This is a genomic window from Rhizobium sp. 862_C5_N1_2 (assembly GCF_051811205.1).
Lineage (GTDB): Bacteria > Pseudomonadota > Alphaproteobacteria > Rhizobiales > Rhizobiaceae > Rhizobium > Rhizobium leguminosarum.
Genome location: NZ_JBPWPT010000001.1, coordinates 125,800 through 138,367, shown reverse-complemented (window position 1 = coordinate 138,367; position 12,568 = coordinate 125,800). Strand labels below are relative to the sequence as shown.

The 12,568-nt window shown below is 62.0% G+C and carries 14 protein-coding genes; 8 read left to right on the top strand and 6 right to left on the bottom strand.

Features of this window, described 5'->3' with window-relative positions; all coding sequences use genetic code 11:
• Positions 1–94: 94 nt before the first annotated feature.
• Positions 95–1,114 carry a sugar ABC transporter substrate-binding protein gene (locus ACD590_RS00710; protein ID WP_003556143.1) on the bottom strand — a complete coding sequence of 340 codons (1,020 nt, stop codon included), beginning with the start codon at positions 1,112–1,114 and terminating at the stop codon, positions 95–97.
• Between the two features lie 227 nt (positions 1,115–1,341).
• Between ACD590_RS00710 and ACD590_RS00705 the strand changes: the two genes are divergently transcribed.
• The 7 genes from ACD590_RS00705 (at position 1,342) to ACD590_RS00675 (ending at position 7,387) form a co-directional block, all read left to right on the top strand.
• Positions 1,342–2,589 carry an ROK family transcriptional regulator gene (locus ACD590_RS00705; RefSeq protein ID WP_018447702.1) on the top strand — a complete coding sequence of 416 codons (1,248 nt, stop codon included), beginning with the start codon at positions 1,342–1,344 and terminating at the stop codon, positions 2,587–2,589.
• A complete protein-coding gene (locus tag ACD590_RS00700) occupies positions 2,573–3,049 on the top strand; it encodes an RbsD/FucU family protein (protein ID WP_130715522.1) in 477 nt (158 codons plus the stop codon). The genes ACD590_RS00705 and ACD590_RS00700 overlap by 17 nt, the downstream gene beginning before the upstream one ends.
• Positions 3,050–3,269: 220 nt before the next feature.
• Positions 3,270–3,944, top strand: coding sequence for a hypothetical protein (locus ACD590_RS00695; RefSeq protein WP_026230878.1), 675 nt, complete (start codon positions 3,270–3,272; stop codon positions 3,942–3,944).
• Between the two features lie 339 nt (positions 3,945–4,283).
• Positions 4,284–5,831 (top strand): putative bifunctional diguanylate cyclase/phosphodiesterase, encoded by a 1,548-nt coding sequence (locus tag ACD590_RS00690; protein ID WP_168318822.1) that lies wholly within the window; start codon positions 4,284–4,286, stop codon positions 5,829–5,831.
• Between the two features lie 242 nt (positions 5,832–6,073).
• Entirely contained in the window at positions 6,074–6,655 is a 582-nt protein-coding gene (locus ACD590_RS00685; RefSeq protein WP_439001956.1) for a TetR/AcrR family transcriptional regulator, read from the top strand.
• Positions 6,652–7,014 (top strand): nuclear transport factor 2 family protein, encoded by a 363-nt coding sequence (locus tag ACD590_RS00680; RefSeq protein WP_112905850.1) that lies wholly within the window; start codon positions 6,652–6,654, stop codon positions 7,012–7,014. Before ACD590_RS00685 ends, ACD590_RS00680 begins: the two co-directional genes overlap by 4 nt.
• Positions 7,007–7,387 (top strand): TfoX/Sxy family protein, encoded by a 381-nt coding sequence (locus ACD590_RS00675; protein WP_168318823.1) that lies wholly within the window; start codon positions 7,007–7,009, stop codon positions 7,385–7,387. The genes ACD590_RS00680 and ACD590_RS00675 overlap by 8 nt, the downstream gene beginning before the upstream one ends.
• 75 nt (positions 7,388–7,462) lie before the next feature.
• Here the strand turns inward: ACD590_RS00675 and ACD590_RS00670 are convergent, their stop codons facing one another.
• Positions 7,463–8,203 (bottom strand): SDR family NAD(P)-dependent oxidoreductase, encoded by a 741-nt coding sequence (locus ACD590_RS00670; protein WP_439001955.1) that lies wholly within the window; start codon positions 8,201–8,203, stop codon positions 7,463–7,465.
• 81 nt (positions 8,204–8,284) lie between these two features.
• Here ACD590_RS00670 and ACD590_RS00665 point away from each other — a divergent pair, with 81 nt between their 5' ends.
• A complete protein-coding gene (locus ACD590_RS00665) occupies positions 8,285–8,953 on the top strand; it encodes a TetR/AcrR family transcriptional regulator (RefSeq protein ID WP_047617158.1) in 669 nt (222 codons plus the stop codon).
• Between the two features lie 138 nt (positions 8,954–9,091).
• On the opposite strand, the gene ACD590_RS00660 is transcribed toward ACD590_RS00665, so the two are convergent.
• The 4 genes from ACD590_RS00660 to ACD590_RS00645 form a co-directional block, all read right to left on the bottom strand.
• Positions 9,092–9,445 (bottom strand): ADP-ribosylation/crystallin J1, encoded by a 354-nt coding sequence (locus tag ACD590_RS00660; protein WP_047617161.1) that lies wholly within the window; start codon positions 9,443–9,445, stop codon positions 9,092–9,094.
• Between the two features lie 64 nt (positions 9,446–9,509).
• A complete protein-coding gene (locus ACD590_RS00655; protein WP_168318824.1) occupies positions 9,510–10,547 on the bottom strand; it encodes a 4-hydroxyproline epimerase in 1,038 nt (345 codons plus the stop codon).
• 15 nt (positions 10,548–10,562) lie between these two features.
• The gene (locus ACD590_RS00650) at positions 10,563–11,273 is read right to left on the bottom strand and encodes an SDR family oxidoreductase (protein WP_168318825.1); all 711 of its coding nucleotides are present in this window, start codon (positions 11,271–11,273) and stop codon (positions 10,563–10,565) included.
• A 9-nt stretch (positions 11,274–11,282) separates the two neighbouring features.
• Entirely contained in the window at positions 11,283–12,533 is a 1,251-nt protein-coding gene (locus ACD590_RS00645; RefSeq protein WP_439001954.1) for an NAD(P)/FAD-dependent oxidoreductase, read from the bottom strand.
• Between the last annotated feature and the right edge of the window lie 35 nt (positions 12,534–12,568).

Sequence of the window (12,568 nt, the reverse complement as noted above, 5' to 3'; positions counted from 1 at the left end):
TCTTTGATTAGCCGGTTCGTGAGGCGACGGCACATCGTCCGTCGAAAACGGCCGGGGATCAAGCCCCGGCCGGTCTGCTTTCAGCAATCAGGGCTCAGCCCCAGCACTTGTCCGTGCCTTCCTTGGTGTCGATCGACTTGACGCCGGAGACCGGCTTGTCGGTGACGAGCGAGACGCCGGTGTCGTAGAAGGACTTGCCTTCGGTCGGCTTCGGCTTTTCACCGCTGTCGGCGAACTTCTTGATCGCTTCGACGCCAAGGGCTGCCATCATCAGCGGATATTGCTGCGAGGTGGCGCCGATGACGCCTTCCTTGACCGACTTCACGCCCGGGCAACCGCCGTCGACCGAGACGATCAGCACGTTCTTTTCCATGCCGACGGCCTTCAGCGCCTGATAGGCGCCGACAGCGGCCGGCTCATTGATCGTGTGGATGACGTTGATGCTCGGATCCTTCTGCAGAAGGTTTTCCATGGCCTTGCGGCCGCCTTCTTCATTGCCGTTGGTCACGTCATGACCGACGATACGAGCATCGTCCTCGTCGCCGATCTTGTTCGGATCCTTCGGATCGATGCCGAAGCCCATCATGAAGCCCTGGTCGCGCAGAACGTCGACCGTCGGCTGCGACGGGGTCAGGTCGAGGAAGCCGACCTTGGCATCCTTGGCCTTGTCGCCCATCGTTTCCTTGGCCCACTGGCCGATCAGCTTGCCGGCGAGCAGGTTGTCGGTGGCGAAGGTGGCGTCGGCGGCATCGGCCGGCTCGAGCGGTGTGTCGAGAGCGATGACCAGCAGGCCGGCATCACGGGCCTTCTTGACCGAAGACACGATGCCCTTGGTGTCGGAAGCAGCAATCAGGATGCCCTTTGCGCCGTCGGCAATGCAGCTTTCGATCGCGGCCACCTGGCTTTCGCTGTCACCGTCGACCTTGCCGGCATAAGACTTCAGCGAGACGCCGAGTTCCTTGGCCTTGGCGGTCGCACCTTCCTTCATCTTGACGAAGAAGGGGTTGGTGTCGGTCTTGGTGATGAGGCAGGCAGCAACGTCAGCCGCCATGACCGGAGCGGAAAAGGTGACACCAAGCGCGAGCGCGCCGAAAGCGAGAACAGATTTCTTCATGGAACTCCTCCCAGAGTTTGCCGGCGCCGCCCCTGCGGGGCCGGAATTTAAGATATAGCACTTCGCCGTGGATCGCTAACGCCTCCCAGCGGTCCCGTGCCCTTGACGACGGCAATTAAGAGCGAAAAGAAATCGGCTTGTCAATAAATAAATCCAATTGAATTATTAATTCGATGTGGCATGCTCAATCGAATTAGGGCATAGGCCAACAATCGGGAGGAGCGGCCATGTCGTCCTTGGAAGGACCGGAACACACACCGGTTCCGCCACCAATTCTGAATCCGGCCGGCGGTGCGAACCAGGTCAGGGTGCGAGCCTATAACGAACGGCTCGTGCTGTCGCTGGTGCGTCTCTACGGCGCGCTGTCGAAGGCCGATATCGCGCGCCGCAGCGGGCTGTCGGCGCAGACCGTCTCCGTCATCATGCGGGTGCTGGAGAAGGAAGGGCTGCTGTCGCGCGGGGAACCGGTGCGCGGCCGTGTCGGCCAGCCGTCGATCCCGATGCATATCAATCCCGATGCCGTCTATTCCTTCGGTTTGAAGATGGGCCGGCGCAGCGCCGATCTGGTGTTGATGGATTTCGTCGGCCGCATCCGCATGCAGCTGCACCGGACCTATGCCTATCCGCTGCCGGATGAAATCCTCGCCTTCGTCACCTCGGGCATCCGGGAGCTCGAAGACCGGCTCGACGACAAGCAGCGCGGCCGCATCGCCGGCCTCGGCATCGCCGCCCCCTTCGAGCTCTGGAATTGGGCCGAAGAGGTGGGTGCGCCGCCAGGCGCCATGGAGGTCTGGCGCGACGTCGACCTGCAGGCCGACATCGCCGCGCGTGTCTCGCATCCGGTCTTCATGCAGAACGATGCGACCAGCGCCTGCGGCGCCGAGCTCGTCTTCGGCGTCGGACCGTCCTATCCGGATTTCGTCTATTTCTTCATCGGCTCCTTCATCGGCGGCGGCATCGTCCTGAATTCGGCGATCTTTTCCGGCCGCACCGGCACGGCAGGCGCGATCGGGCCGCTGCCTGTGCGCGGCAAGAACGGCGAGACGATGCAGTTGCTTGAAATCGCCTCGATTTTCGTGCTCGAAAACATGCTGCGCGAGCGCGGCATCGATCCCGAGCCGCTCTGGTATTCGGCCGACGGCTGGGTGGATTTCGGCGAACCGATGGAAGCCTGGATCCAGGATAGCGCCAAGGCGCTGGCGCAGGCGATCGTTGCCGCCGCCTCGATCGTCGATTTCAGCGCGGCTGTCATCGACGGTGGCTTTCCCGATTGGGTGCGCAGCCGCGTCGTGCAAGCCACGATCGACGAAGCCGCCAAGCTCGACCTGCAGGGCGTCGTCATGCCCGAAATCATCGAGGGCGCGGTCGGCGCCCAGGCGCGCGCCATCGGCGGCGCCAGCCTGCCGATCTTTGCGCGTTACCTCACCGACCAGAACGTACTCTTCAAGGAGGTAGACCATGCTGAAAGGACTTGATCCGCTGTTGAGCCCGGAGCTGCTTTTTACGCTTCGCGCCATGGGCCACGGCGACGAGATCGCCATCGTCGACGGCAATTATCCGGGCGTCGAACATGCCCGCCGGCTGATCCGGCTCGACGGCCACCACCTCATCCCGGTCCTCAATGCCGTGCTCAGCGTGCTGCCGATCGACGATTTCGTGGCGGAGGCGATCTTCCGCTCGACCGTCAAGGCCGAGCGCGACAAGCTCGATCCCGTGCATGAGGAGATGATCGATTGCTGCGCGCGGCACGAACCGCACCGGCAGGTGGTGCCGCTGATCGGCCAGGATTTCTACGGAAGGGTGAAGACCGCCCATGCGGTGATCCAGACCGGCGAGCCCAGGCTCTATGCCAACATCATCCTGCGCAAGGGCGTGATCTATCCGAAAGAGCCGGGCGTCCATGCGGCGGCCGGGGTCGATCCGTTCGTTTACTAGAACAATTCCGGCAAAAGTGCGCAGCGGTTTGGTCGTTGGCAGGCTTTGGCTTTCGGGCCGGCCGAAGGGCAGTCTTCGCCATTCGTTCGATGGATGTTATTGTGCGGCCGGTGCGTTGGTCCACCGCGCCGGCAAACCGCTCGGCTGCGAACGGCGCCTCACCACCAGGAGCCGACGTCGCGGGATCAGGCCGGTGAAGCGATGAGAAGACGGATCTCACATGGCACCTGACATGAGCACGACCCCTCGTCGCAGCACCACCGGTCTGCGCAAGTTTCTGGATCCTGAGCAGCAGCCGGCGTGGATAGAAGGCGAGGCAGACTTGATCGACGCCGAAGAGCGTCTGGAGTCCCTGGAACAGCGGTTCAAGTACGTCGCGCGGTTCCAGAAGCTGCTTCGTCGCCCGCAGGCGCAAGACGTTCTGGAAATTCTCGGGGTATATGGGCAGACCTGCATCCCCATCCCGCGCAAGACCGAGCGTCACTACTGGTCAGTTTCCTGTCTGCCCTCCACTTCCGACAAGCCGCTCGTCCGCGTTAATGCGAGCTGGATGGAGCTTTTCACGCTCTACGCCGATGGCGAAGGGCTGCGTGCACGATTCCTGGTGCATCTTTCGCATTTCACCACCGACCATTCACCCGCGCAGGGCGATGTGGACGAGGCTTTTCTCGAGCACTGCGTCACGACGCCCGAAGACGTCGGTTACTTTTTTCCGCGCGGCGAGGACATTTTCGGCATCAATGTGCGGGGCTCGGCCTCGATCCGCAAATTCCTCGCGGAGCGCCGCATCTTGCGCGCCATTCGGACTTTCAATGTGACGCACATGAACCGGGGTCGGAACGCCTATCAGGCGAGCCACTGCTACAGCCTGGCGGATACGATGCTGGCAGGTTGATCGCCTCCGGGGATGCGCGACCGATGGACAGGAACCGAATCCTCATCCGATTTACGGCAAAGATATCCATTGTGCGCAGCGAAACTCCCGTCGCTTCGCAAAGGCAACCCACCATTAACCTACCAAGCGCACGATCTTTGGGATTTGTCGGTGCTGCGCGGCTTCATCAGCCATTGCGATACCGGCCCTCTTAATTCCGCCCGAATGAATTGAGGCGGTCTTCGATCACGGCGCAGGATCGCCGATGCCGTGAAGTTGCGCCATCCGTCGTCGGCATTCGCTGATACGAGCGTAGCAAACTGGCCATGACGGCTCTTCACACAACAGGAGCCTGTTCATATGCCTCGCATCCAACCAACCAGACCGCAGATGGAGATCGTTGCCTGGCTCGCGATCTTCCTGCTTCTCTTCTGCCTGTCTTGGCTTTTCCATTGGCATGAAGGGCTGGATGGATTCATCGAAAAGCATCATGACTATCCGCTGGACCACGCGCTCCTCGCCCTCAATATCTCCGGGTTTCTCGGGATCATTTATTCCGCGCTGAGGATCCGGGATCTTTCGAGGGAGGTCAATCGCCGGCTGCAGGCTGAAAAGAACGTAGACTGGATCGCCTGTCACGACACGCTGACCGAACTGCCTAACCGCAGGTTTCTGGATTCCGTATGCGCACAGGCGATGACCGATCAAAGGACACAAGAAACCTACGCCGTGTTCAGCATCGATCTCGACGGCTTCAAGAAGATCAATGATCTCCTCGGGCACGATCACGGTGATGCGGTGCTGAAGACTGTTGCCCAGCGGCTCTCTTCCCTCTTTCCCCGCGAGCACGTTTTCCGCCTTGGCGGAGACGAGTTCGTTGTTCTGGCGCGGCGCACCGGAAATCCCGATCTTGTCACCTTGGGGAACCGCATAGTGACCGTGATCGGCAAGCCGTTCACATTCAATGGTGTCGCCGTCGACCTCGGCGCCAGTGTCGGCTTCGCGCTTTATCCGGAGAACGGCGATGACCTCAGTCAAGTCATTCGACATTCGGACTGTGCGATGTATGTGGCGAAAAAGCAGGGGCGCAATCTGGTGAAGCCCTTCGTGGCTTCGATGCAGGACGAGTTGGCGAAGCGGATTCGAGTGGAAGCGGATCTGAGAGCAGCCATCAAGAAGGCCGAGATCGTTCCCTACTATCAACCGCTCGTAGACCTGAAGACGAATAGGATTATCGGCTTCGAGGCGCTGGCGCGCTGGAAGACGGCCTCCGGCGAATTCATCCCACCGAACGAATTCATTCCTGTGGCAGAGGAAGCCGGTCTGATCGTCGAATTGACAGACCAACTGCTTCGCCACGCCTGCACCGATGCGCTTTCCTGGCCAAATGAGCTCGTCCTGTCATTCAACCTTTCTCCGATCCAACTGAGCGATCGACTGCTGGGCCTGCGAATTCTCAAGATATTGGGCGATGTCGGTCTGCCGGCGCACAGGGTCGAGCTGGAGGTGACGGAGAGCGCCATCATCCAGGACGCAGTCACCGCACGAATCGTCCTCGACGATCTGGTGAATGCGGGCGTCAGGATTGCTCTCGACGACTTTGGAACAGGATATTCCAGCCTCTCACAACTATCCAACTACCGGTTCGACAAGATCAAGATCGACAGGAGTTTCGTCTCTTCATTCGAGACCAATGACAAGCAAGACAAGGTCATCAAGGCGATCATCGCTCTCGGTGTGGGACTTGGCGTGACGATAACGGCCGAGGGTATCGAAGAGGAGAGCCAACTTCAGCGGCTTCAGGACCTGGGTTGCGACATCGGCCAAGGGTATCTGCTTGGCAGGCCAGCGCCGGCCGAGAATCTTGCCACAGGCCAGGTCAGCGCCAGAGTTTTGCAGCGCGGTTGATGGGGGCCGCGGTATGTCGGGTTCAGCCTGGAGATGCTGGAGGCTGTCGTCGAACAAGTGCCGTCCACCTGGCCGACCGGCCATTCCACCGAAACATCATCCTAAACCTTAAGCGATGGATACCCACGCGCTTGGGATGACCGAGGTCGGCCGGCGAGAATTTCGCCGAAAGTCACTGAGGCAGTTGCGTTTGGATTCTTTATCAGTCATTCTAGAACAGTTGATAAAGAATCGGAGCGACAATGGGCCGAACGCGGGAATTCGATGAGGAGGCGGTGCTGACGGGGGCGATGCACATCTTTCGCAAGCAGGGCTATCAAGCTGCATCAATCCGAGACCTCGAGGAGGCGACGGGGCTCAAGGGTGGAAGCATCTATCACGCCTTCGGCGACAAGGCCGGCCTCTTCGACGCAGCGTTCGACCATTACCACCGAACGGTGCTGGAGGGACGCATCGAGCGGTTTGCGCCGCCAGGAAGCGGGCTTCAAGGGTTGCGCGAATTGTTCCTCACGCTCCTGCATGAGCCCGACGATGGCTCCCTTGGCTGCCTGATCACCAATATGGCGGTGGAATTCGGCGGCGGCGTCAATCCGCATCCCCGTGTCGAAGCGGCGCTCGGCCTCCTTCGTACCACATTCCGCTCGAGGCTGACCGAAGTGCCGACCATCGTTCGAGACGGTGACGGAGCCAAGGCGAACAGGACAGCCACCCGCCTTCTGGCCTTCTATCAGGGACTCCTCGTGCTCATTCGCGGCGGCGATGACAACGCCGGCCTGCGGCAGGCGATAGAAGATGAATTCAATCAACTGGAGACGATGTCATGACACCTGAGGCCCTGTGGAACAGATATGCAGCCATCTGGTCGCTGGACGCTGACGCTCGCGAGCCGGAAATGCTGGCTTGCCTCGCTGACGAGGTGACCTATTGCGACCCGAATGGAGCGATCGCGGGGCGCGCCGGTCTCTCGGCTTATATGGCCGGCTTCAAGGAGAGCATGCCGGGAGGCCGGTTCAAGATATTGAGCGTTCTCCACCATAATGACCGTTCTCTGGCGCGCTGGGCACTGCGCCACGAAGACGAGAGGGTCTTGCAGACCGGCACGAGTTTCGGGGTGATTTCCGATGGCCGGTTCGGCGCGATCACCGGCTTCTTCGATCTTCTGGCGGAGCAGCAGCATGACTAGCGAGGCGACACGCGGGCTGGCGCTCGACTTTGCCGGCCAGATCGCCCCAGCCGGCTGCATCGATATCAGGCGCTTCTTCGGCGGATCCGCACTGGTCCGAAACGGCGCGCAGTTCGGGTTCGTCATGAAGGGCACGCTGTATCTCCGCGTCGACGAAGCGATGCGCGCGGAGTTCGAGGCAGATGGCTCCGAACCGTTCAGCTACCGCGCCGCCGGCAGGGAGGTGACGGTTCGCCGCTACTACGCCGTTCCGGCACATGTGATCGACGATCCCGCGCTGCTGCACAGCTACGCGGAGCGCGCATTGCACGCGACCCCCACGCCCGGCCACAGGCTCTCCGACACGATGCTGGCCGTCACCTCGTTTGGCTAACGCATAAGTGAGAAAGAAGGGCCGACATCTGTCGGTCCCCCTGTCTTTTGAGGGCCGGAAGCAACACCTCCCGATTCAGGTGTTCAGGCCGCCATCCACTGTGAGAATGGTTCCGGTGATGTGCCTTGCAGCAGGGCTTGCGAGGAACGCCACAGCGGCCGCCACATCTTCCGGCTCGCCATAACGGCCAAGTGGGATGAGGGCGCGCTGGAAGTCGGCGAAGTCGCCGTCGGCGGGATTCATATCGGTGTCGGTCGAACCCGGCTGGACGAGGTTTACGGTGATATCGCGAGATCCGAGTTCCCGCGCGAGGCCGCGGGTAAACGAGTGGAGCGCGGATTTTGTCATGAAATAGACCGTACCGGTATCACCGACGATGCGTTCGGCGCCGACCGAGCCGATCGTGATGACGCGGCCGCCCGCCTGCAGATAGGGAATCGCGGCCTGCGAAGCGAGCAAGGGCGACCGCACATTGACGTCCAGCAGCGCATCGATCTGCTCGACGCTGACGTCGGCGATCGCACCGTAAAGCGCGATTGCGGCATTGTTGACGAGAATGTCGAGACCGCCAAGTGCCTGGGCTGCCTCGTCAACCGAGCGCTTCACGGCTGCCGGATCGGCGCTGTCGGCCTGGATGGCAAGCGCTTTGCGGCCCTTGCGCTCGATCGCCCGGACGACTTCGGCGGCGCGATCGGCCGAACGCTCATAGGTGATGGTGACATCAGCGCCTTTGTCGGCAAGCGCCAATGCGATGGCGGCACCGATGCCACGCGAGCCACCTGTTACCAGGGCACGCTTTCCAGCCAGTTCTGTCATGATCTTCTCTTTCTGTAGTGATCGACACATAAATAGCTAGGCACGTTGCGATGGGGTGTCAATGGGTTTATATAATGATCGATGCAAAAATCGGATGAGATCTCGGAAGTCGATAAAACCCCTGCCCGCAGTCGCGGGCGGCCGCGGGCGTTCGATCGGGAAACAGCCTTGGCGCGGGCAACCCGCCTGTTCTGGATCAAGGGCTTCGAGGCGACCTCGATCGCCGATCTCACCGAGGCGATGGGGATCGGATCGCCGAGTCTCTACGCGGCATTCGGCTCGAAGGAGGCCCTCTATGCCGAGGCGTTGCGCCACTATCGCGACAACAACGAGGCGCTCGTCTGGGCAGGCTTCCTCTCCGCGGGCACGGCCCGTGAAGCGGTGATGTCGCTCCTGATGGATTCGGCCGCTGCCCTGACCGGCTGTGTCGTGGATATTCCCCGCGGCTGCATGGTGGCGCTCTCTTCGGTCGGCAGCGAGGGCCATGTGGAACTCGGCGAACTCGTGCGAGCCGCCCGCGCCGTCACGCTCGACCGCCTGAAGCTGCGCCTGAACCAGGCGATATCAGCAGGCGAAATTCCGGTCTCGACCGACGTCCACGCGCTTGCCCGCTTCGTGCAGACCGTTCAGAATGGCATGTCGATCCTGGCCCGCGACGGAGCGACCCGTGGCGAACTGGAGGCCGTGGCCGAGCTGGCCATGCTGGGTTGGGACACTCGAACCGGGGATGCTGAGCGCAGGCGGGGCTGATCGCGTTTCGACATTGTTACGCGGATGCTCCTCCGTCACCTTTGGTCAGTCGGTCGCGGAAGCTTGGTACGATCGCGGGAGCAACAGCGCTTGCATCGGCCAAGCCGAGGCGCACCATTCCCGAAGAACGGGAAACGGTTACGGAAACGTCTTCGTGACCTCGATCGTTCCGACGATCGCCGCGTTGAACTGATCCATCTCCTCTGCAGGTATCCAATATTCAAGATGCGCCCGGCCGCCCGCTTCCTGAACCGCATGGTCGGCGAGGTAATCCTTTCTCACCTCAAACTTCGTCACGAAGCCTGACCCGCTCCGCGGCACATTCCAGTCGCGCGCGATCTTGACTGCATAATCTTCCGACAGCACGGGATAGAAGATCGGCTGGTCTGGCAAGCGTGGCGGAAATCCGCGCATGTCGAGATCGCGAATAAGCGCCAGCTCCTCAGGCCCGACCGGACGCCACAGTGTTACGGTCTCGATATCCTTGCTCATGTTCTTCTCTCTGCAACAATCCGACAGCCTCGCAGCGAGCAAAGCTGCATCATGCTCCTCGCGTTCAAATCTCTCCCGCAGACGGTCCCCAGACATCCGTCAGCGCAAAACCGTTCGGATGCGGGTCAAAGGGGTCGAGGGCTACCTGGGTCAGGCCGAAGGTGAAGCCGCGGCCGGTGATGGTGGGGATGACGGCGGGGCGGCCGGCCACCTCGGTTACTGCCTGGAGGCCGACCTCGAATTCCGAGCCGATGATCGATTTCGAGGTGAAGACGTCGCCGACCTTGGCCTTGCCGCGCGCATAAAGGGTGGCGAGATTGGCGGAGTTGCCGGTGCCGCAGGGCGAGCGGTCGGCCCGGCCCGGCCACATGGTGGTGCAGGTGCGCACCGTGCCGTCGGCTTCGGTATCGCGGAACATGACATAGGCGACGCCTGAGATCGCCGGGATCTCCGGATGGACGACCTTGATGTCGCGGTTGATCACCTCCTTGAGGATCATGCCGGCCTGGACGAGGCCGGCGGCATTGGCCTTCTCGATCGTCAGACCGATCTGGCCGACATCGACCAGCGCATAGAAGATGCCGCCGTAGCTGATGTCGGCCTTGATCTTTCCCCAATGCGGCGTGTCGATCCCGACATCGAGCTCATGCACGAAGGAAGGCACCATGGTCAGCCTGACCTTTTCGCAGCGCCCGTCGCGGCAGGTCGCCGTCGCCTTGACCAGGCCGGCGGCGGTTTCGAGGGTGACGATCGTCTCCGGCTCTTTCATGTCGACGATGCCGGATTCGAGCAAGGCGGTGGTGACGCAGATCGAGTTCGAGCCGGAACTGGCATGCGCCTGGTCGGGCTGCAGGATGATGAAGGCGGCGTCGGCCTCCGGGTGCCGTGCCGGCAGCAGCAGGTTGACCGAGCCGATGGGCGCGCCGCGCGGCTCCAGGCAAAGGAAGCGGCGCAATTCGTCACCCTTCGGATCGGTGTTCAGCCAGTGCAGCTGGGCGGCGATGGTATCGCCCGGGATTTTCGGCACGCCGCCGATCGCGACGCGGCCGATCTCACCTTCGGCGTGGACATCCAGCAACTGGATCGTGCGCTTCCATCTCATATCGAAAACTCCAGATCAGACGTGACGGGTGACGCCGCCATCGACGCGAATATTCTGGCCGGTGATATACCCGGCGCCATCGGAGAGCAGGAAGGCCGCGGTCTTGGCGATCTCCTCCACATGGCCGATGCGCTTCATCGGGACCTTCTCGGCGGTCTCAGGCTTGTGGTTCAGACTGTCGATATAGCCCGGCAGTATGCAATTCATGCGGATATTGTCGGCCGCGTAACGATCGGAATAAAGCTTGGTGAAGGCGCCGGCAGCGGCGCGATAGGTGCAGGAAACGGGGAAGACCAGCGACGGTTCGTAGGCCGCGAAGGTGGTGATGTTGACGAAGGCGCCCTTGCCCTGTTTCAGCATGACCGGCGTCACCAGGCGGGCCATGCGCACCAGCGACAGGATCATCATGTCGGAACCGAGCGTCCAGTTCTCGTCTGAAATATCGAGCAGGTCGCCCTTCGGCGGGTGACCGCTCAGGTTGACGACGGCGTCGATGCGGCCATAGGTCTTCATCGTCAGGTCGAAGATCGCCTTGAGATCCTCAGCCTTTTCGGCAACGCCGCGCGAGGCGACGCCGCCGAGTTCGGCAGCCAGCTTCCCACAGCTTTCCGACGGCGACATCAGCGCCAACTGATAGCCCTGGGAGGAGAGCTCGCGGGCGATCGCCTCGCCCATGCCGCGGCCGCCGCCGGTGATCAGCGCTACGGGTTTGCTGGTATCGGACATGAGGGCCTCCTAATAGCGGTCTATGCGGAACGGGGTCACATCGAGGGATGGTTTGAGCCCGGTCACCATATCGGCGATCACGAGCGCTGTCGTTGCCGAAAAGGTCAGGCCGAGATGGCCGTGGCCGGTCGCATAAAAGACGCCGGGCATTTTCGACGACGGCGAAATGATCGGGATCGTATCGGGCAGCGCCGGACGATGACCCATCCATTCCGTCGTCTCCTCGACCTTCAGGCCGGGCAGCGCGCGCTGGGCATGGCGCACCAGCACCCGCGGACGGCGGAAATCCGGCGCGGCATCGAGACCGGCGAGCTCGACATTGCCGCCGACACGGATGCCGCCCGCCGTCGGCGTCACCATGAAGGCGCGATGCGGCCAGATCACCGAATAACGCATGGAGATGCCGGGCTTCATGATCTGCGTGTGATAGCCGCGCTCGGTTTCGAGCGGGATCGGCTCGCCGAGCTTTTCGGCAAGGAAACGGGTGTGGACGCCGGCGGCAAGCACCACCGAACCGGCCTCGATCCGCCTGCCATCCTCGAGGAGAACGACGGCCGTGCAATCGCCCCTGCGCTCGATATTCCGCACAGTGCCGGAGACGAAGGTCGTGCCCGCGGCCTTTGCGGCGTCGGCGAGTTTCACCACCAGCTTGTAGGGGTCGCGGATCGACTTGTTGTCGGGAAGCAGCACGGCTTTGGCAATCGCCGGTGACAGGGTGGGTTCGTAATATTGGATGGCGCCGTTGCTCAAAACCTCGAATTCGAGGCCGTAGCGCTGCATCATGGCCAGATGGCCGCGATCGGCGGCAAATTCGGCCTCGGTCTCGTAGATCGCCAGGCAACCTTCCTCGGTCATCAATTCGGGTGCGCCGATCGCCTGGAGCATCTGCCTGAAATCGCCGAGCGCGCGGTTGGACAGGCTCATGCCGGCATCCTCGATCTCTCTCAGCCGCGAGGGCCGGCCGGCTGCCAGGAAGCGCAGGAACCAGGGCAGCATCCTGGCCGCATAGGAAGGCCGCAGCCAGACCGGGCCTTCCGGATCGAGCAGCCAGCCGGGGATCTTCTTCCAGGTCGACGGGCCGGAACCGGCGGCAAAATCCAGCGCTATGCTTGCCATATTGCCAAAGGAGGTGCCGCGTCCCGGTTCACCGTTGTCGATCAGCGTCACCTCAAGACCGCGCCGCTGCAGCTCGAAGGCGATCGAGGCGCCGATCACGCCCGCGCCGACGACCGCCACACTCTTCTTCATCTCATCCGCCATGCCATCAACCCATCGCACGGCAGACAGAATTGCCG